The sequence below is a fragment of the Selenomonas sp. AB3002 genome (assembly GCF_000702545.1).
GTDB classification, from domain to species: Bacteria; Bacillota; Negativicutes; order Selenomonadales; family Selenomonadaceae; genus Selenomonas_B; species Selenomonas_B ruminantium_A.
In genome coordinates this window covers 970,847-988,409 of record NZ_JNIO01000008.1, presented here as the reverse complement: position 1 = coordinate 988,409, position 17,563 = coordinate 970,847, and the positions used below count along the sequence as shown (strand labels likewise).

Annotated in this window: 21 protein-coding genes; 20 read left to right on the top strand and 1 reads right to left on the bottom strand. The window is 46.9% G+C overall.

Annotated elements, in window-relative coordinates; genetic code table 11:
• Position 1 precedes the first annotated feature (1 nt).
• The 13 genes from P159_RS0112515 (at position 2) to P159_RS0112455 (ending at position 7,429) form a co-directional block, all read left to right on the top strand.
• Positions 2 to 460, top strand: coding sequence for a hypothetical protein (locus tag P159_RS0112515; protein WP_029541970.1), 459 nt, complete (start codon positions 2 to 4; stop codon positions 458 to 460).
• A gap of 2 nt (positions 461 to 462) precedes the next feature.
• Positions 463 to 690, top strand: a complete 228-nt coding sequence (locus P159_RS0112510) for a hypothetical protein (RefSeq protein ID WP_029541967.1) — start codon at positions 463 to 465, stop codon at positions 688 to 690.
• Positions 691 to 692: 2 nt separating this feature from the next.
• Positions 693 to 917 (top strand): hypothetical protein, encoded by a 225-nt coding sequence (locus tag P159_RS0112505; protein WP_029541966.1) that lies wholly within the window; start codon positions 693 to 695, stop codon positions 915 to 917.
• Between the two features lie 16 nt (positions 918 to 933).
• Entirely contained in the window at positions 934 to 1,650 is a 717-nt protein-coding gene (locus tag P159_RS0112500; RefSeq protein ID WP_051650345.1) for an ATPase, T2SS/T4P/T4SS family, read from the top strand.
• 97 nt (positions 1,651 to 1,747) lie between these two features.
• Positions 1,748 to 2,470, top strand: a complete 723-nt coding sequence (locus tag P159_RS0112495) for a hypothetical protein (protein ID WP_029544533.1) — start codon at positions 1,748 to 1,750, stop codon at positions 2,468 to 2,470.
• Positions 2,471 to 2,508: 38 nt separating this feature from the next.
• Positions 2,509 to 2,940 carry an ABC transporter permease subunit gene (locus P159_RS0112490; protein WP_051650344.1) on the top strand — a complete coding sequence of 144 codons (432 nt, stop codon included), beginning with the start codon at positions 2,509 to 2,511 and terminating at the stop codon, positions 2,938 to 2,940.
• A gap of 55 nt (positions 2,941 to 2,995) precedes the next feature.
• Positions 2,996 to 3,316, top strand: a complete 321-nt coding sequence (locus P159_RS0112485; RefSeq protein ID WP_051650343.1) for a DUF1653 domain-containing protein — start codon at positions 2,996 to 2,998, stop codon at positions 3,314 to 3,316.
• Complete coding sequence (locus P159_RS0112480) at positions 3,297 to 3,809, top strand: O-acetyl-ADP-ribose deacetylase (RefSeq protein ID WP_029544528.1); 513 nt, start codon at positions 3,297 to 3,299, stop codon at positions 3,807 to 3,809. Before P159_RS0112485 ends, P159_RS0112480 begins: the two co-directional genes overlap by 20 nt.
• 258 nt (positions 3,810 to 4,067) lie before the next feature.
• Entirely contained in the window at positions 4,068 to 4,334 is a 267-nt protein-coding gene (locus tag P159_RS0112475) for a hypothetical protein (RefSeq protein WP_185753728.1), read from the top strand.
• A 149-nt stretch (positions 4,335 to 4,483) separates the two neighbouring features.
• Positions 4,484 to 4,675: a hypothetical protein gene (locus tag P159_RS0112470; RefSeq protein ID WP_029544524.1), complete on the top strand. Its 192-nt coding sequence runs from the start codon at positions 4,484 to 4,486 to the stop codon at positions 4,673 to 4,675.
• 176 nt (positions 4,676 to 4,851) lie between these two features.
• Positions 4,852 to 5,160, top strand: coding sequence for a hypothetical protein (locus tag P159_RS0112465; RefSeq protein ID WP_185753727.1), 309 nt, complete (start codon positions 4,852 to 4,854; stop codon positions 5,158 to 5,160).
• Between the two features lie 6 nt (positions 5,161 to 5,166).
• Positions 5,167 to 6,972, top strand: coding sequence for an HPr family phosphocarrier protein (locus P159_RS0112460; protein WP_029544520.1), 1,806 nt, complete (start codon positions 5,167 to 5,169; stop codon positions 6,970 to 6,972).
• A gap of 28 nt (positions 6,973 to 7,000) precedes the next feature.
• The gene (locus P159_RS0112455; protein ID WP_029544518.1) at positions 7,001 to 7,429 is read left to right on the top strand and encodes an HAD domain-containing protein; all 429 of its coding nucleotides are present in this window, start codon (positions 7,001 to 7,003) and stop codon (positions 7,427 to 7,429) included.
• A gap of 96 nt (positions 7,430 to 7,525) precedes the next feature.
• Here the strand turns inward: P159_RS0112455 and P159_RS0112450 are convergent, their stop codons facing one another.
• A complete protein-coding gene (locus P159_RS0112450) occupies positions 7,526 to 8,368 on the bottom strand; it encodes an Rpn family recombination-promoting nuclease/putative transposase (protein WP_029544517.1) in 843 nt (280 codons plus the stop codon).
• A gap of 650 nt (positions 8,369 to 9,018) precedes the next feature.
• On the opposite strand from P159_RS0112450, the gene P159_RS0112440 reads away from it, so the two are divergent.
• The 7 genes from P159_RS0112440 (at position 9,019) to P159_RS0112410 (ending at position 17,550) form a co-directional block, all read left to right on the top strand.
• On the top strand, positions 9,019 to 10,596 hold the full coding sequence (locus P159_RS0112440; protein WP_029544513.1) for a PcfJ domain-containing protein: 1,578 nt from the start codon (positions 9,019 to 9,021) through the stop codon (positions 10,594 to 10,596).
• A 195-nt stretch (positions 10,597 to 10,791) separates the two neighbouring features.
• The gene (locus tag P159_RS0112435) at positions 10,792 to 12,708 is read left to right on the top strand and encodes a hypothetical protein (RefSeq protein ID WP_029544511.1); all 1,917 of its coding nucleotides are present in this window, start codon (positions 10,792 to 10,794) and stop codon (positions 12,706 to 12,708) included.
• 70 nt (positions 12,709 to 12,778) lie between these two features.
• On the top strand, positions 12,779 to 13,312 hold the full coding sequence (locus tag P159_RS0112430) for a helix-turn-helix transcriptional regulator (protein ID WP_029544509.1): 534 nt from the start codon (positions 12,779 to 12,781) through the stop codon (positions 13,310 to 13,312).
• Positions 13,313 to 13,417: 105 nt separating this feature from the next.
• A complete protein-coding gene (locus P159_RS0112425; RefSeq protein ID WP_029544507.1) occupies positions 13,418 to 13,915 on the top strand; it encodes a hypothetical protein in 498 nt (165 codons plus the stop codon).
• Positions 13,916 to 14,709: 794 nt separating this feature from the next.
• Positions 14,710 to 15,693: an IS30 family transposase gene (locus P159_RS0112420; RefSeq protein ID WP_029544505.1), complete on the top strand. Its 984-nt coding sequence runs from the start codon at positions 14,710 to 14,712 to the stop codon at positions 15,691 to 15,693.
• Between the two features lie 113 nt (positions 15,694 to 15,806).
• Positions 15,807 to 16,235: a hypothetical protein gene (locus P159_RS0112415; protein ID WP_029544503.1), complete on the top strand. Its 429-nt coding sequence runs from the start codon at positions 15,807 to 15,809 to the stop codon at positions 16,233 to 16,235.
• A 13-nt stretch (positions 16,236 to 16,248) separates the two neighbouring features.
• Entirely contained in the window at positions 16,249 to 17,550 is a 1,302-nt protein-coding gene (locus P159_RS0112410; protein ID WP_029544501.1) for a hypothetical protein, read from the top strand.
• Positions 17,551 to 17,563: the final 13 nt, after the last annotated feature.

Below are 17,563 nucleotides of genomic sequence, written 5' to 3'. Positions count from 1 at the left end.
AATGATTGATAAAAACGGGCGCGAAATTCGCACGGGCGATGTGGTGCAGATTACGGGCGCATACTTCAAAAGTGATAACGGTTTTTGGTTTGTCGATTATTCCCCTGGCGACCCGAATTGGTGTGGGGGCGACCATAGTTTGTCAAAAATCAGCAAGCGGGGGAAAATCAGCACGGCGAAATACCATCTTTGTTCGTGGCCGATTATGATATTCACGAACAATATGCGCAAGCGGGCAGAAGGGGATGCGTGGAACAAGGAGCACGCCGAAATCGAAGTCGTGGAGAATGTTCCGACGGGTGGAATACTGCTATATTTCGAGCAGAAGAAACAGAAAGCAAAGAAGGATGGGGAACGGGAAGCCTATTTCTACGGCGCAGATTCCAAACGTGCGCGGGAATATGTCGAAATAGTTCGACATTATGATGCGGTTATTGAGTACATCAAAAGGGGGGCTTAATCATGGCGATGGTGATTTATGCAAGCCGTGAGGGCTACGGCATCGACCAGGTTAAAAGCACCATGACCGTGGGCGAGCTAATTGAATATATGCAGGAGAATTTTCCCGAAGATGAAAAAATTTATATTGCCCACGACAACGGGTACACCTACGGGGGCATCCGCTGGAATATTATTGACAGCATGGCCGACCCCGACCCCGACGACGAAGATTATGAGGAGGAGGAATAACAATGGCACACGAAACCATTATGATTAACGATGTGGTTTTCAAGCTCGGGCGGAAATATTTCTCCCGTTATGAGTATGATTTCGGCAAAGAGCGCAAGGACAGGATTTTATTGACCGAAAGCCTGTATTCCGAAATCCATGATATTTTTCACGACGAGGACTTGCTAGACGGTGAGATTTGGAGCGCGTGCGCCCGCATCTGGTCGCGGGAATGGGCATTAGTGTAGTTTCAATTTCCCGCCCGTGAATTCTGGCAAGACCACGACTCTCTATGCCGCCCTGCAGGCTTTGAATAAGCCGGAAAGCAATCTGGTGACGCTGGAAAATCCGGTGGAGCGGGTCATGGCGGGCATCAACCAGGTGGAGATAAATCCCAAAACGGGCCTCAGCTATATGGCAGGGCTGAAAGCTCTCCTGCGCCAGGACATCACGGCGGTGATGGTGGGAGAAATACGGGACGGGGAAGTGGCTTCTTATAGCGTGCGCATTGCCCTTACAGGACATCTGCTGATGACTACCTTGCATACAGAAAATGCGGTGGGGGTGATCTTCCGCCTGCGGGAAATGGGGATTCCTCCCTACATGATAGCAGCCACGCTCACGGGGGCTGTGGCCCAGCGGCTGGTGAGAAAGTCCTGTCCGGAATGCCAGGAAGAACATGAGGTAAAGGCAGGCTCGGCTGAAGCGCAGATGTTGGGAAAGGACTGGCATCCTGGTCTCAGGCTCAAGGGAAACAGAGGCTGCCCTTCCTGCAGCAATACTGGCTATAGCGGCCGCCTGGCCCTGCAGGAAGTGCTGGTCATCACCCCCCCTGTGCGGGCAGCGATCCTGCAGGACATGGATAGGGAGAGTTTGCAGGCCGTGGCGGAAAAGGAAGGCATGAGGACCCTCTGGCAGGATGGCGTGGACAAAGTGCTGGAAGGCAGGACGACTCTGGCTGAGCTGAAACGCGTCATATAGTTTTTCTGCACAGGGCAAAGGGAGAAGGAATCAGGCGCTGGCAGTCGAATAACACTTATATCAGAATCAGTGCCGTCAGAGGGAGGTGTTTGCCCTTATGGGGAAATTCAAGATGATTGCCATATTGGTACTTATCGTGGGTCTGGTCACGCCTTTGGGAGTGATAGCTATTCAGCATTATCAGGAAACCAAGGCTGTGGTGGCAGAGCGCCAGGAAAAGGAATTGCAGGAAAAGATGGAAGCCATAGAAGCCAAAGAACAGAAGGAACTGGCGGAGAAAAGAGCCCACTGGGCAGAACAGGAAGCCAAGACTTTGAAATCCGGCATCAAGGATGACAAGCCGGATGAGGTATTGAGGGGGCTTACCATGCAGATGGAAGAACAATCCCTTGAGGGGGGCGGTACGGTCTATTACTACGCCAGGCCCACAGAATCGGGGGTTTTTGTGCAGCCCTATGTGGTGCACAATGGCGGCACGGATGCCCAGCTCTGGGTCTTTGTCTGCCACATCGGCCAGAATCCTGTGAATTTTACCGGGATTGACTTGCAGCTGTCTGATGAAAAGGTGTTTCCCATCAAGGCCCGGTCAGAGGTGAAGGAACTGCCCGATGGAGACGGCATGATACAGTTCTTCAATCAGGTGGCGGATAAGAATGATGAGGATGCCTTGCGCTACATGGGATCCTCAGGTGTGGGCAAGATATTCATGCCCCTGCCGGGCCCTTCCAATGATGACCGTTATCTGAATGCCCATGAGTGTGAACGTGTGCAGGATATGCTGGACCTTTACGATATCCTCAGGGGCAAGAAGAAAACGTAAAGATTTCCAGGCTGGAAGCGAAGGAGGGAGGACGCAGGATGGAGAAGCTTTATCAGATTTTTATCGCCAACGATGCCTGGATCACTATAGGCAAGGGCATCTGGGTAACGGTGGAGATTTCTCTGGCATCCCTGCTGGCAGGTACTCTCCTGGGGGCGCTGCTCTGCTTTTTCCGCATGGGCAGGAACCGCTTTCTGCGGCTGCTGGCTATGGTTTACATTGCTTTGGTGCGGGGCTGTCCTGTGCTGATGCTGCTCTTTTACGGGGGCTTTGCCCAAAGTGGCCTGGTGCCCGTTGTCGTAGCCATACTGGCCTTTTCGCTTCACACCGCGGCTCATGTGGCAGAGCTTTTGCGCTCCGCCATCCTGCACAGGCAGGCTTTCTTTCTTCTATACCCAGAAGGTAGCAATGGAGGAAAGAGGCAGGGTATATGTATCGGTGGACAAGGTATTGGATATGCTGGAAGCTGAAATGAAAGCGATGCTCTCAAGAAAAGCAGGAAAGCATGAGGTATAAACAATAGCAATGGAAGAGACAACGGAAATACAGGAGCAGCGGAGGCTGCTTGATGCCAAGTATCGTAGAGAGATTCCAAAAGCTGGAGAATTGTGGCATCATTTCAAGAGTAATGAGTATAAGATTTTGGCCTGTCCTGTCATGCACACGGAGACGCAGGAAATTTACTGCGTGTATCAGGCATTGTATGGCAGTTGCGGCATATACTGCCGACCTCTGGATATGTTCATGAGTGAAGTTGACCATGAGAAATATCCCCAGGCGGAGCAGCGATATCGGTTTGAGAGGAAGACGGAAGGAGGTCAGCAGGATGACTGTCATAAGGACTGAATTAGGTGACATCACAGTCAGGCACTTTGCTGATGCCATTGTCAACGCAGCTAATGAGAGCCTGCTTGGGGGCGGTGGTGTTGATGGGGCTATACACCGGGCGGCTGGACCGGAGCTTTTGGCAGAGTGCCGGACGTTGCATGGCTGCAGTACAGGTCAGGCGAAAATCACCAAGGCATACAGGCTGCCCTGCGACTATGTGATACATACGGTTGGGCCAATCTGGCATGGAGGCAGCCACGGCGAGGCAGAATTGCTGGCAGGTTGCTACCGTCACTCTCTGGAACTTGCCATGGAGCATGGTATTCGTAGCGTGGCCTTTCCTTCTATCTCCACGGGGGTGTATTCCTATCCCGTCCAGCAGGCAGCGGAGATTGCTGTGCGGACGGTCAGGGAAGTAGTAAAGGAGCACCCGGAAGCGTTTGATGAAATCTTGTGGGTGTTGTTCGATGAGCGGACGAAATTGATATATGATGGAGCATTGCAGGAATGATGACAGTAAAGAACCTGTGGAAATTATCAGATAAATAATAAAAAGGTTGCCTGGCAGGCTACCCACAGGCCATGAAACCTGCTATAATGAAACACAGAAAACGAAATGTGAAATCATCCCCTTTTTGAAGAGACAGGAGTGGCAGTGCTTTCTAGGAGGAAGGCTGCTCAGAATTATTTTGCTAGGCAAATGGGAGACTGGTATCAGTCTGCCTATTTGCAAGTCTTTATAGCTGTCTCTGCGGAAAGGGGAATTTTTATGAAAATCCAAATGGACTTCGATGAGCATTGCATTAAGTATATCCTTGAGCACAATCTCTCCGAAAAGATTATGCCCTATATTAGTTTGGGAGAAGTCCTGCTCTGGATGACCGAACACCCGGATGTGCTCGAAAAGGAAGAACCGCATCACTTGTGGACTGGTGGCAGGGAGGTTGGTGTGGTTCTGGAAATGAAAAAAGAGGATGATATCTATCATGTGACAGTATATGATGTCATACCTGATGATGGGCTGTCTGAAAGATAACATGATACTGGGAGCTGGCTGTCATAGGCCAGCTTTTTGTTTGGAGAACTAACAAAAAATTCTAGATGTTGCCTGCAAGGCAACCTTTTTTACATAGTTGTCATATATAATGGGGCTGTAAGTAGTAAGGCTTGGAGGAGAAACATCACATGGATTACGCATACAGCTTATCGGACTATTACGATTGCGGGGCAGTTATTGAGCAGAAGAGCTTAAGCTTTGATGCAGAGAACCAGCAATGGCTGGAAGGGGCAGGCCCCGGGCGGGATATCGAAAAGGAAATACGGCAGATGCCTTATGAGGACGGTTACCAAATCCTGCTGCCTAAGGACATCGATTAAATACGAGCCTACGGGCGGGAATTCCAAAACTGTGTAGCCAGCTACTGTAACAGCGTGCTTGAAAAAATGAAGTATTGCAGGAGACATACCACTATATATATAAACTTGATTTGATGATGAACTACTATAGATACTTAGCATGGAAATTTCTGAAAGAGGAAATATGGGAGGCTGCTATGCTTTGTACACAGATGAGTATGACTTTTGCTGATGATTTTGAGATGATGTTGGCTGAGGGGCTTATGGAAAGAATAAATATGACATGTGACTCTCAAATAGAGTGGCCAGAGGACGAAGAAGAGAAGATGAAGGTATGGAAAAGTCTTATGAACAAGTATAATATCCCACAGTTCAAGGCTGATGCAGAGGTGCTTAATTTAGCAATGTTCCACTGGCAGGAGAGTGAATTGTATGGTGATTATGAAAAAGCAAAATATTATAAAGAAATTTATAAAGATTTAGCAAAAATGGATGATGAAGGATGAAGTGACATGGAAAAAAGCTGGTTAAATAAAGGCAGGAGAGCCTATAATCTAAAACAATATGACGTGGCGATAGATTGTTTTGAAAAGGCAATAGCTGAAGGTGATGCCCAGGCAATGTACTTGGCAGCCTGTATGTACCAATCCGGAATGGGGGTTCCTAAAAGTATTTGCAAAGCCAAAACTTTATTTAGACAAGCTGCTGATAAAGGGCATAAAAAGGCTGCAAACGCATTGGTGCTGATGGTTGACCCGTCTTATGTTAATAGATGTGCCTATATAGTAGAGGTTTGCAAATTAAGAGAAGCAGGAAAATACAAAGAAGCTATGGAAGAATTTCTTTCCATAGCTGGTGCAAACGTAAAGCCTGATGATTATACTGGAGAGTGTATGTATTGGATAGGAATGATGTACAAGTGGGGACAGGGGGTTCAAAAAGATGAAGTGATTGCGGATGAGTGGCTGAGAAAAGCAGTAGATAATTGCAACTGGAAAGCTTTGAAGGAACTTAAATTGGATGAATGTGTGCCAGAAGTTATATGCGATGGAAAATGTGCCAAAGCAACTGCATATGTATTTCATAACATCAGACGCCGTGATAATCCAGAGATCATATTATCACAGCTGGCTAGGTCATTTAAATCTGATATAAAAATTTACGTTCGTGGGAGATGTATAGATGCTAAGGATTGTCTGATGATGCTTTTTAAACCTGTGTCATGGACTCGGGGGACCAAGCTGGATATTTACGCTGAGGGAGGTGACGCAGGAGAAGCAGTAAAAAGTATAGTTGATTTGTTTTATAGCAGGTTTAGTGAAGAATATCTAGAAAAATTAATTTCACAAGAAAGGATAAAAAGGCCAAAATCGATAGATAAGCAAAGCAGCAATACTGAATATAAAGAATTTAATGAAGCTGAATTTTTAAGTCAATGTATGTCTGAGTTTGCAAATATTCGTAAGCAGTACAATCTAGACGAAGATATACTTAGGAGGGCAGAAATGAATCCGATGCTTGAGGAGTTAGCTGCCCTGGTGATTGAAGGCTGTACTGAGCAGGGTATTCTGGAAATGAAAAAGAGATTACCAGAATGGGAAAAAGAGCAAGAAAAGTACAGGCCACACTATATGTTCGGCGGTATTATGTGCTTTTTATTTCCATGGGTGATTGATGCTACTGCTGACAGTATTAGAAGTATAACAAGCTACTATAATGAGAAATGCAGACTACTGTGTGGCAAAATGGAGCAGTTGCAACATTTTGATGAAGTGATTAACAGCAAAGAAAAATTGGCAGCTGATGGTGATGTGTCAGCGATGCTCTTTTTGGGAAAAGCCTATGAGAAAGGAAGGCTAGGGCGGTTACAGGATAATGAAAAAGCCTGTTCATATTATCAAATGGTTATGGATGCATGGGCAGGTGATTTATCAAAAAGGTATACGGTTTGGCTTGAGCAGGCTGTAAAGAATAGCGGTTTAGAAAAGATTGGGCAGCTTGGTCGTGAATATATTGAAGGTTCCTTTGCAGAAGCTGCTAGGAAGAATCCGAACGCTAAGCTTAAAAACGAAATAAAATGGTTGAATAAAGCAATAAAAGAAGGTGATGGGTGGGCTGCTTTTACCAAAGGAAATATTTGCTATTATGGGTATGGCCGTTGGAAAGAACGCAAGAAAGAGGCATATAACAATTATATCAAGGCATCAAAGTCTAAGGAATCAATATGGCCACTAGAGTTGGAGAAAATGTCTTTCGATAAGACTAAAACTATAGAGTATGAGATGTTGGAAACCGTTCTTCGTATTTATAAAGAATGAAGACTAATATTCGTTAGGGGGCGAGCTTTTGAAAATATTATTTTTAGATGTGGATGGTGTACTGAATTCCAGGAAGGACGGAAATTCGATTAAATTGCGTATAGATTCACATTTGAGATTGCTACAGGAGATTGTCAAAGCTACTGGGGTTAAAATTGTCTTGTCTTCGTCATGGAGAGTAGGTCCCGCAAAGGCATTTAGGAATCTAAATAACCGATTGGCGGAATACGGACTGGAAATCATGGACAGCACACCCGTGTTGCCTGGTTCGTCATGTAAAGGCGATGAAATACGTCAATGGCTTAGTGATAATGGTCAATCTGTCGAAACCTTCGTTATCCTGGACGATGATGAGGATATGGCAGAATTCACGGATACAAATTTGGTGCAGACTGATTCAGAGTATGGACTTCAAGACAAGGAGGCTGGTAGGTGCATAGACATGCTTAATTCATAGGATTGTCAGCAATTTGGAGTTGCATATGAGCTGTTCATCCTCAAAAAAAAAGAGCCGTTCCCTGCTTTGCGTAGGGGACGGCTGGTCGGTTTGAACTTAGTTGTAGGCGAGCTTATTCATTTGGGCAATGCGGATTATATTATCTTTGGTGGTTCCAGCAAGCTCAACAATTTCATCGCAGCTATAATGCTTTTTTAGCATATTGATGACAACTTCTGTGGTCTTTGCGTCAGCGGCTTCTTCAGCCCTGACTTCCATAGCCCTGTCCCAATCCCATTTGAAGCTAACCATATCGAAAACCTCCTCTTGTTCCTTCCTGGCGAAGTAGTCAGCCAGAAGGTCGTGTTCTTTGCAGTATTTGATGGCTTGGCTGATGGCCTGGCGCAGTGTATTGCCGGAGGCCACTTCTTTGCGTACCTGGTCGACGAAGATGCTGTAGCACTTGAGGTCGTGGCATTTCTGCAGGAGCTCGCTGTTCTTGGCGTAGTTGATATTGAACACCGTGACGACAAGCTCCAGGGGATTGCCATTTTCCTCGAAAGCATCAGAGAGACGCATAGTCCATTTGGCAGGAGCATCGTCCTTGCCGTTGTAGAACATGTAGAAATGCGGTGAGGGAAGTGCTATACGGGTTTTCTTGTAGGGAGCATCTGGATCAACTCTCTGCCTGTAGAGCTTGGCAATATACCACAGCATACGTAGCGGCATATTTTCCGAGAGGGTAGACTGGTGCTCCATGAGTATGATGTGCTGGTTGCCAGCCATGAAGCTGATGTCATTCTTTATGTCTTCAAAAAAGGTGCCCCTCAGCGTAGTAATCGTTATATCGCTCAAGGAGATGTGATTGCCTGTTAGTGCCTCATAGATTCGTTGCAGGCGGCGCTTGTTGTTGAAGATGTCTCTGAAGAGTGAATCTTTGTATGTACGTTTGGCCTTCATCTGATGTCCCCCTTATACGGTGATTATACCATGAAACCAGCGGGGAAGGAAGATTGTTGTTGATAGTTGTACCGCCTTGAGAGCCAGATGCTTAGAGGATTTCGGAGAATAGGGGAGAATTATATCACTATAGCCACGTAACCTCACCTATAATAGCGAAGCCGTGCTAGTGGTAGGGCATACCCAGATATGTAAGCTGATTCTTGGGAGGCACACTTCTCTGGTAAGAGGCAAGGTCGTCACGATGGACACCTCCGCCAAAAGGCCGGAGGGAAAGCTGTCCTGTATGGATGTTCTTACATCCTGTACAACAGGCAGCGGAAATTGCTGTACAGACAGTTCAGGCAGTGGTGAAGGAACATTCGGAGGCGTTTGATGAAATCCTGTGGGTGCTGTTCGGTGATACCCTGCTTAATATGAATTTTTCCTAAGGTTGCCTGGCAGGCAACCTTTTTCATGTATGTGTGGTATATATTTATAATAAAACTGATAGAGCCAGGCAGATATGTGCCGCTGGTAAGGAAAAACATTATAATGATGGACACATCTGCCAAAAAGCCGGAAGGGAAGCTATCCTGCATGGATGTGCTCTCTGGAACGCTTTGGCAAAGTGACTGATGGTAATAAGGGAAACAGGAAGGACTATACCAATGGTGATGAATGCCTACGAAACAAATGATGAGCCTCGCATAAACTACGATGATAGTGTGCTGGAGATGTATTATGGCAAGAAGGCCGCCGTTCTTAAGAAGAAGACCTTTGGTTATGACGCATCAACCCAACAGTGGGTGGAAGGCGAAATTTTCGATGTAAATCTGGATGATCAGGTAAGGAAATTTGCACGTGGGTATAATCATAGGCTGTTTATTCCCCGTCAGTGGATTGTAGAGTTGAGGGAAGATGGCATCGTAAGTGCAGCCTTGCAGCTGGATGCGGTTAATATAGTTGGCGGCAAGACTGAATCCGTACAGGAAAAGGAATGGTTGTTAGAGTGTGATGTCACCAATGGTATCGTGCAGGCATGGCCTAAGGCCATGATGAAAGGCAGGGTTGATGGATGGGTGGGTGCATTCTCCTGTACTACATCTGTCATATTTCCAGATATGCTGGGAGCTTCCTATGTGGATGTCCCTACGGCAGTTACAGAAACTGCTATATCCTATATGCAGGAGCTGGTAGCTAAAGAATATGGTTTTAAACCCTCTTATATGGGCAATATCCATGGGATAAGGCATATGGTTGGCTTTTGTAAGAGACCTCTGGACTTGAACATCCATCTGTTCCGTCATTTTGTGGGTGAACAATACGAAGAACTTTTTCCTAGGGACCAAAGGGATAACTATCGTCCCCTGTGCCAGTTCTTTCGGATTGCGAATCCCCCTAAAAGCCTGAGGAAAATCTATGGGGAGTCCCCGGAAAGCTTCGTAGCTTATATTTTGCTCAGTCAGCTGGGGTTCCGGGACATCAACGTAATCAGACGTTTCTTCCATAGGGAAAAGCTGTTTGGCTGGACGCTGATGGAAATGTCATACATGCCAGAGCAGTCTAGAATCTCCAGGGGCAGGCACCTTTACGAAGAGCGTATTCATTGGCTGGAAAGGTTCTGCCATTGGTATCTTCGCAATCGTCCTGAAACTGATTTGGCTAACTGCCTGCGGCCGTTGGCGGTAGCAGATGAGTGGAATCAGGATGCCATAGATATCCTTCGTATGTTTACGGGAGCAAATGTAGACGGAGATGACCGTGTGCTACATCAGGAAACAAAACGCAGACTGCTACGGGAGGGCTTTACCAGAGAAGTCCATGACCTTTTGATGGAGGAACTCCCGGACATATTGCCACGCAGACAGAATATATTCGATCTATCAGTACCACCGGCTCCTAGAAAGAATACTCCCATAAGCTATACCAAGGCAGAGAAGAAGTATGTGGACAGCCGTGAGGGTTACAGCATAGTGCTGCCTAAGGATACTGATGAGTTGCGCAGCTACGGCAAAGCATTTCATAATTGTGTGGCCAGCTACTGCGAAGGTGTGTTGGAGAAAAGGACATTGATTCTTGCCATGAAGCGGGGAGATAAATATATCGCATGTTTGGAAGTAAGACAGAACCGGCTGGCGCAGGCTTTGGGGCCATGCAACCAGAAGCTGCCAATGGCTGTGGGAGAGGTCCTGTGCCGTTGGGCTGATGACAAGAGAATTGCCTATAAAGTGCGACAAAGAACATGATGAGCAAATTTTTTGAAAAATAAGTGGCAATATGCAGCCAAAGGTGTTAAAATAGACACATAAGAGTTGCATATTGTTTTACCGGGCATAGAAGGTTCCTGTTTTCTGGAAAAATTACCTTCCGCCCGGTTTTGCTTTATATAGCGGTTACTGATTTGTAGCCGCTTTTTACATAGCTTGTATAGGGGGGGCTTGATGATGCTTAGTGATTATGAGTTGGCAGTGCTCACATTGTTCTGTGCTGTTCCGCGTGCGAATGATGGTAAGGGGAAGATTGATAATACAGAAAACGTGAAGCACGGTGTCTATGTCACGGAAAGCGCGGTCGCAGCTTGCCCATCCCTTACGGAAGAGGAATCCATGGAACAAATATGGGATATGTATGGATATGACATGCTGGACATGAACAGAGGGTTCTATAAGAACTTCCATGAGGTACAGGAGGCTTCGGAGGACAAGTGGCTGATACATCAGCTGCTGCATTACCTTTCTGTTGGCTTGCAGAATGAAGATATGACAGATCCTGTCCAGGTAGACAGCAGCATCGTCTTTGTCCCGACCACCAAGTTACAGCTTCCTGAAGGTGCGCCAATCAAGCTGACAGTGATAGACGTTATAGAGCGGGATGACATCATTAAGCGCACCCAGTCTATGATTAACTCGGGCATGGCCCTTTCCCAGGAGTCTCTGCGTTGCATTGTCCATATTATTAAGGAAATGGGAATAGAGGTGGACATTCAGTCTATCCCCAACAAAGAGCTGAAAATATATCTTTACGATATGATGCAGCAGGTGCCACAAAGAGCCCAGGAGTTCTTGCGGCTGCTGATATTTAAGGCTACAAATTCTACCTTGCTCATAAAAAGCCAGGATGTCATCGAACGCATACGCAACGTAATAAAAGAGGGTAAGACGGGACTGCTATATACAGATATGTTCCGTGCCTTTGTGAGCCAAAATGGCATGGGCGCACTGGCTGCGGAGTTTTTGCGGTACAAGAAGCTTTGGCTGGCTTTCAAGGGAGAATCGTCAGAACTGGCTCATATCCTGAACCGTGCCAGGAAAATGGCTGAAAAGCACAAGTATGTGAAAAAGACTGGACTGTTGGAGCGCATTACCTGGGATACTATGATAGAGCCTGCTGAAGTGGCCAAGGAAATTCCCAAGGTTACGATCTACAGGAGGATAAGTCTTGCCAACAACCTGCTCTATTGGGAGCATCACCCCACATCTGCTATGTATTTGATAAGGAATGGCAAGACCTACGCCAAGGCTGTGACCGAAAAAAGAGTTCTGACAGATAAGCAGAAACAAATTCTAGAACTGTTGTTGGAGTCAATCGTTTCAGAAATAAGGCCGCGAGTTCAGGGCAGGAAATACTATATTCCCCCAGAAGTAGAATATGCTTTGCCGGTAAGTGAGAAACGCTTTGTTGGAGGCATACCATTTTATTCCTCCCTGAAGCTGTCCAAAAGCGCAGTGATGGGCATTCACTGGGAAAACTTGCCAAGACATAGGGTGGACCTGGATTTACACTATGTTTCACAGAAATATCGGGTTGGTTGGAATACGCAGTTTGATAGGAAAGCGGAAATAGTATTCTCAGGGGATATGACAGATGCTCCGCCGGAAGAAGGCGGAGCTACGGAAGCTTTCTTCTTAAGTGACAAGTTGGTGGATGATTGGGCGGCAGTTATGCTTAACTGCTTTACCTCAAACGATGACCCAGTACCCTATAAATTCGTAATGGGACCGGCTGATTCAGAGCAACTATCCAAGGATTATCTGCTGAATTGCCATAAACTTGCCGTAAACATCAATATTGTGAATGAACGGGACCAGGACTTCCTGGGATTTATGCACACAGATAAGACAGGAGAGAAGACGTTCTACTTTATGGAAGTAGGTTTTGGCCATAGTATCGTGGCAAGCTACGGGAAAAAAGAACGCATTGCGCTGGAAGCGGTGCAAGCTACGGTAGAGTCGAGCCTGAAGCTGAGAGAGGTGTTGAAGAGGGCGGGGGCCATACTGGTAGAAAGCGCCAATGAGGCAGAAGTGGACTTGGGACTGGATAAGGTGACCAGGGAGAAGTTTGTGAATTTGTTGGCATAGCAGGATAACTCTTGCATGTGGCGAATTAGGAGGTCATGAGATTTACACTGGAACTATGTGAGGTGCCGCTATGCAAATGGGAAATGACCGCCTGACACAGGAAATCGACTGGTACATAAAACAGAACCTGCGCCCGGAAGGCTTCAAGCTAAAGGACTTTTTTGATGTCATAGGTGGCGGCAGCCATGCCGCCGGCCCATCGACCGGTGGGGCCAAATGGGCTCTGGACTTCCTCCTTAGCAAGATGGAACTGTCCTTCTCAGAGAAACTGATGAAGCTTATAGAGAAGAAGGGACGCAAGCCGTCTGAGGTATATAACAAGGCTGGCATTGCCAAATCTGTCTTCTCCAAGATAAAGTCAGATAGTGAATACCATCCGACCAAAGAGACTGCTCTTGCCTTTGCAGTGGCCCTGCACCTGAATCTGGAGGAAACTAGCGATTTGATAGGTCGGGCCGGGTATACCATCTCGCACAGCTCTGAAAGCGACCTGATTGTGGAGTACTTTATTGAACACCGCATGTGGAATATTGATGAAATCAACTATCAGTTGGACTTCCGGGGACACAAGACTCTGAGTAACTGGCGAAAAACAAAGGATTAAAAGTTTCTAAAAGGTTGCCTGGCAGGCAACCTTTTTCCATAATGATTGCCTTATACTGTAGGTATAAGTTCGATGGACATGATGAAATGTTACGGAGGTAGCGGTATGGAAGATCTGAAACCAATCTCTTATGAGGATAGGGACGCTGAATTTGATTTTACTAGGACACCGTATGACCCTAGTATAACGTCGGATTTGCTATTGTATGACTACGGGTGGATGAACTATAAATTGATTTCCTTTCTTCCAACAAGGAAATATGGAGATTTAGAGTTGTGTTTCAACTATTGTTGTGGAGCCGTATTATATATCAGGCAGACTATGGGCAATAAGGTGCGCTCTCATCGTATCACTTTTGATGATGATATATTTGCAAAATATATCACTATGTATATGGAAAAGCATACCACACAATGGAAGCGAGAATATGCGTTTTTTGGAGGAGAAATTGTAGTAGATTTTTATAATTATGTTCTTATGAACCATATAAAGCATGAAGTGGGACCGATTAGAGCTTTCAAGAAAAAGAGGAGAAATAAACGTTTTCGCAGTCGTAGCAGGGCTGAAAAACTGCAGGACGTGTTTGAATCGGTTTGTTTCTGATATGTGCAGCATATGATAAAAGCGATAATTATAAAAAAGCTATAAGAGGTGCAAGCACTATGCGACGAGCTATCAATATTCGGGTTGATCACCGCTGCGCCTTCTGCCAGCATTGCTATGATTCCACTAACACTGCAATAAAGCCCATACGTCCAAAGAATGCTGTATGGGAATACGATGATACGGTCGTTAACTACTGCTAGAAGATGCGATTGGACAGGAACGCTGATAGGTGCTGCAAAGAATTCATAGGGAAAATCCAGCCATAAAAAAATATTTTGCAAATTGTCCCCGCAGGATAACAATTTCTGCGGGTGTTTTGTTATGCTTTGATAAAGGATAGCTTGCAGAGACGCTTGTCGTGGAAAATAAATCCAAAGGTTTCCTGACAGGCAACCTTTAGCTATAAAATCTGGATTATACTGAACTCAAGCAAGATTGGATGCAGTGCCGCAGATGAACTAATGGTGACTTAGTGAGGAGGAAATTGGCTTCTCCGGCTGTAAATATCATTTTGGGGGCTACAGTGGATAATAACCTAGGTGACACCGTCAAAGCCGTTGTAATTGCTACCGGTTTTGAGGGCGTATAGAAAAGAGAGAAGATTTGATAAGCATGGTTGTGGTATTAAAAATGTGCTATGGGGGAGGGAAGTTCCATGGCTAAAAATCTGCTTGGAACGTATTATAGTGGCGGATTTACAATCTAAGTGCAACAGCACATAGCTCAAAATAAAATAACGCATAGACCTCTGGTATAATGGTGTTTGCGACAACCCATTTCCAGGAGGAGCTATGCGTCATTACAAACATCTTACACTATATGAGAGAGAAAATCTACTATTTCTTAGGGCCAAGGGCTATTCCATTACTGCCATAGCCGAAAGTATGGGGCGCAACAAGGGAACCATATCCCGAGAGCTTCGCAGAAACTCTGTTGGCAGCCAGTATATGCCTGTAGTGGCACAGCACCAGTATCATGCACGCCGTGCATATTGCAAGCCCCATAACAGGCTGGAACACACCAGTCTCTTGGAGCATGTAAAGCACAGGCTGCTCGAATGTCAGTGGTCTCCAGAGGAAATCGCCGGACGGCTGAGAGCCGAATATGGCCAGTGTGTAATAAGCACCACGACCATCTACCGTGCGATATACAGCGGATGGCTTAACGCCCCAAAAGCTTCTACGGCAAGCGTCATAAAAAAATTGAGGCACCGTGGCAAGCGCAGGAGGAAGCGTTCCGCTGAGGAGAAGCGTGGCAAAATCCAAATCAGCCACGATATTACAGAACGCCCGGCAGGAGCCGAAAACCGCTCAGAATTAGGTCACTGGGAAGCTGATACCGTTGTTGGCAAGCAAGGAAAAGCCTGCCTTTTAACCCTTGTCGACCGAAAAAGCCGCTACCTTATGTGTGGCAAAGCTGACAAGAAAAATGCTCAGGCCGTCAGCAGGACAATGATTGACCTGCTTCTTGGTGCCACAGCCCTGTCGGTAACGCCTGACAGGGGCAAAGAATTTGCCCGCCATGCAGATGTGACAGAATACCTGGATGGCCTGCCTTTCTATTTTCCGCAGCCTCACCAGCCGTGGCAAAGGGGTTCCAACGAGAATACTAACGGCCTGCTTAGAGAATATTTCCCAAAGGGCAAGGACATAACAGAAATCCCTGATGACTACATACAGAGAAAAGTCGCTATGATGAACTTGCGCCCAAGGAAATGTCTTAACTACAGAACACCATATGAGGTCCATTTTGAGAAAGTGTTGCACTTAGCTTGACAATCCGTCGTATATTAGCAGAGTATATGGAAATTTGTTTCAAATGTTGAATGCCAGGCAACCTTTTGGAGTTAGATAGGGTATATCATAAGCAAAGATTGGAGGAGATTTATATGACATGGTGGAAAAATGGTTTGCTGCTGGCTGCAGGAGGGGTAGCTGGTCTGGCCCTGGCGGCTTGGCTGGAGTCGGAGTGCGAGAATAGCCGTGAAGGGAAGGATTCTCAGGCAGACGGCATGGAGCTTCTGGTGGAGAAGGTGCGGAAGGAAGCTGAATGGGCTATGGAGGAATGCACTACCGATGAGGAGCGGGAGAAGGTCTATGAAGAAGTGGCAAGTTCTATCCGTGACCTCCAAGCAACGCTGAAGCAACGGGGGGATGAGATTATAGCCGACCTCAAGGAACAGGCTCTCAGCGGCAGTGAGGATGATGAGGAAGAAGATGGGGAAGATGCAGTGCGAAAGTTCAAGAGCAGCATGGAAGATCTGACCAAGGCGCTGGATGAAACTCTGGCCTCTATAAAGCCTGCGCCATCTGTTTGAGGGAGAAAAGCTTATGCAATTGAAAAGAAATCAGCAAGTCATGCTGCGGGACGGCAGAAGCATCACTGTAATGGACAGGCTTGGCATCGGCGGTCAGGGCATTGTCTACAAGGTGCGTCTGGAGTCAGGCGGGACGAGGGCGCTCAAATGGTATTTTGGCGATAAGCTTGGCAACCCCGAGGTATTCTATCGTCATTTGGCCCAGAACATTGAAGCGGGAAGCCCGTCACCTGCTTTTATCTGGCCAGAGGAACTTACGGAGTGGAGCAATGGCACCTTTGGCTATATCATGCCCCTCTATCCCCAGGGTTACGAGGGCTTTTCCAAGTTCATTACGGCAAGGGTGAACTTCAGGAGCATTGACGCCATGCTGGACGCTGCCCTGAACATCGTCACAGCCTTTATGGACCTGCACAACAAGGGCTACAATTACCAAGACCTGAACGATGGCAACTTTTCCATCAATCCTGCCACTGGCCACGTGCTGATCTGTGACAATGACAACGTAGGCGGCCACGGTTTTGAATCCGGGATATTGGGCAAGGCCCGCTACATGGCTCCGGAAGTGGTGCGGAAGGAGAAGAAGCCGGACAAGCTGACGGATAGATTCTCCTTGGCAGTGGTGCTTTTCATCCTTCTCATGGGTGACCATCCCTTGGAGGGGAAACACACCAATGTACCGGCTCTGACCAGCAAATACGAAAAGCGGTTCTTTGGGGAGAATCCCCTGTTCATCTTTGATCCCAAGGATGAAAGCAACCGCCCGGTACCGGGGCTTCATCGCAATGCCATAGCCAAGTGGCCCTATTTCCCCAGCTATGTTCAGGAAGCTTTCACGACCTCCTTCAGCCAGGAAAGCCTGAAGGAAGGGAAGGGCCGTCTGCTGGAAGCCATGTGGAAGCATGTGCTGATGAGGCTGAAAGCGTCACTGGTGAAGTGCCCCCATTGTCATGAGGCAGTTTTTGCCGAGAAAGGCGAGTTTGCATGTCCCGCCTGTGGCCAAGGCATAAAGCCAGCCGGGTATATCAAATTCCCCAAGCGGGCTAATACGGAAGTCCTGGTTCCCGTCATGGGTGGAGCAAGGCTTTTCGAGTATCACCTGGACGAGAACGCCAAGGAGGAGAGCAAGGTGGCGGCCCATGTGCTGGAGAAGCCGGGCAAGATTGGACTCAAGAACGAATCCGGCAGCAAGTGGACGATTACGGCTCCCGATGGCTCACAGGCCGTGAAGAATCCTGAGGAAGTGGCTGTCATCGGTGATGGCTTCAAGCTGGATTTCGGTCATGGTGTAGTCGGCGAAGTAGTGAAAGGTTAAGGAGGACATAATC

What these genes read in the sequence shown, in the direction of transcription:
- P159_RS0112495 (WP_029544533.1), top strand. Translation starts at nt 1,748, where the DNA reads ATGGGGAAATTCAAGATGATTGCCATATTGGTACTTATCGTGGGTCTG.
- P159_RS0112425 (WP_029544507.1), top strand. Translation starts at nt 13,418, where the DNA reads ATGGAAGATCTGAAACCAATCTCTTATGAGGATAGGGACGCTGAATTT.
- P159_RS0112480 (WP_029544528.1), top strand. Translation starts at nt 3,297, where the DNA reads ATGACTGTCATAAGGACTGAATTAGGTGACATCACAGTCAGGCACTTT.
- P159_RS0112435 (WP_029544511.1), top strand. Translation starts at nt 10,792, where the DNA reads ATGATGCTTAGTGATTATGAGTTGGCAGTGCTCACATTGTTCTGTGCT.
- P159_RS0112450 (WP_029544517.1), bottom strand. Translation starts at nt 8,368, where the DNA reads ATGAAGGCCAAACGTACATACAAAGATTCACTCTTCAGAGACATCTTC.
- P159_RS0112485 (WP_051650343.1), top strand. Translation starts at nt 2,996, where the DNA reads ATGGAAGAGACAACGGAAATACAGGAGCAGCGGAGGCTGCTTGATGCC.
- P159_RS0112440 (WP_029544513.1), top strand. Translation starts at nt 9,019, where the DNA reads ATGGTGATGAATGCCTACGAAACAAATGATGAGCCTCGCATAAACTAC.
- P159_RS0112470 (WP_029544524.1), top strand. Translation starts at nt 4,484, where the DNA reads ATGGATTACGCATACAGCTTATCGGACTATTACGATTGCGGGGCAGTT.
- P159_RS0112410 (WP_029544501.1), top strand. Translation starts at nt 16,249, where the DNA reads ATGCAATTGAAAAGAAATCAGCAAGTCATGCTGCGGGACGGCAGAAGC.
- P159_RS0112465 (WP_185753727.1), top strand. Translation starts at nt 4,852, where the DNA reads ATGCTTTGTACACAGATGAGTATGACTTTTGCTGATGATTTTGAGATG.
- P159_RS0112420 (WP_029544505.1), top strand. Translation starts at nt 14,710, where the DNA reads ATGCGTCATTACAAACATCTTACACTATATGAGAGAGAAAATCTACTA.
- P159_RS0112505 (WP_029541966.1), top strand. Translation starts at nt 693, where the DNA reads ATGGCACACGAAACCATTATGATTAACGATGTGGTTTTCAAGCTCGGG.
- P159_RS0112515 (WP_029541970.1), top strand. Translation starts at nt 2, where the DNA reads ATGATTGATAAAAACGGGCGCGAAATTCGCACGGGCGATGTGGTGCAG.
- P159_RS0112475 (WP_185753728.1), top strand. Translation starts at nt 4,068, where the DNA reads ATGAAAATCCAAATGGACTTCGATGAGCATTGCATTAAGTATATCCTT.
- P159_RS0112430 (WP_029544509.1), top strand. Translation starts at nt 12,779, where the DNA reads ATGCAAATGGGAAATGACCGCCTGACACAGGAAATCGACTGGTACATA.
- P159_RS0112415 (WP_029544503.1), top strand. Translation starts at nt 15,807, where the DNA reads ATGACATGGTGGAAAAATGGTTTGCTGCTGGCTGCAGGAGGGGTAGCT.
- P159_RS0112510 (WP_029541967.1), top strand. Translation starts at nt 463, where the DNA reads ATGGCGATGGTGATTTATGCAAGCCGTGAGGGCTACGGCATCGACCAG.
- P159_RS0112460 (WP_029544520.1), top strand. Translation starts at nt 5,167, where the DNA reads ATGGAAAAAAGCTGGTTAAATAAAGGCAGGAGAGCCTATAATCTAAAA.
- P159_RS0112490 (WP_051650344.1), top strand. Translation starts at nt 2,509, where the DNA reads ATGGAGAAGCTTTATCAGATTTTTATCGCCAACGATGCCTGGATCACT.